General features: G+C 38.6%; 1 pseudogene. It reads right to left on the reverse strand.

Annotation, left to right across the window (positions count from 1 at the left end):
• Positions 1-591 (reverse strand): annotated as a pseudogene (gene pgi / locus B3473_RS02780) (glucose-6-phosphate isomerase); the annotation flags it as partial.

Below are 591 nucleotides of genomic sequence, written 5' to 3' on the forward strand. Positions count from 1 at the left end.
CCTTCTGATTCACCTGCTAATTGTTTCCACCATTCACCAAAGTATTGCAGTGATGGTTCATAGTTTGCCAAGATTTCAGTTACATAACCTTTACGGTAAAGGATGTTACGGATAGCAGCGTATTGGTAAGCAATGTTTTCTGAAAGTTTGTCAGATGACAAATCTTTGCGCGCTGCGTTAGCACCATTCATAAGAGCTTCAATATCAATACCTGCAGCAGCAATTGGAAGAAGACCTACTGGTGTCAATACTGAGAAACGTCCACCAACATTATCTGGCACAACAAATGTTTCCCAATCGTTAGCAACAGCTTCTACTTTAACAGCACCTTTTGCTTTATCAGTAGTTGCATAGATACGTTTGTTAGCTTCTTCTTGACCGTATTTTTCAATCAAAAGTTCTTTGAAGACACGGAAAGCAATCGCTGGTTCAGTTGTTGTTCCTGATTTAGAAATAACGTTTACTGAGAAATCTTTATCTTTCACGTATTCGACAAGATCTGCTAAGTAACTTGAAGAAATTGAGTTACCTGCGTAAAGGATTTGTGGACCTTTACGGTCTGCAGATGCTTGTAAGTTGTAGAAATGATTA

The organism is Streptococcus sp. UBA632 (genome assembly GCF_002300045.1).
In the GTDB taxonomy this organism is placed as follows: domain Bacteria; phylum Bacillota; class Bacilli; order Lactobacillales; family Streptococcaceae; genus Streptococcus; species Streptococcus alactolyticus.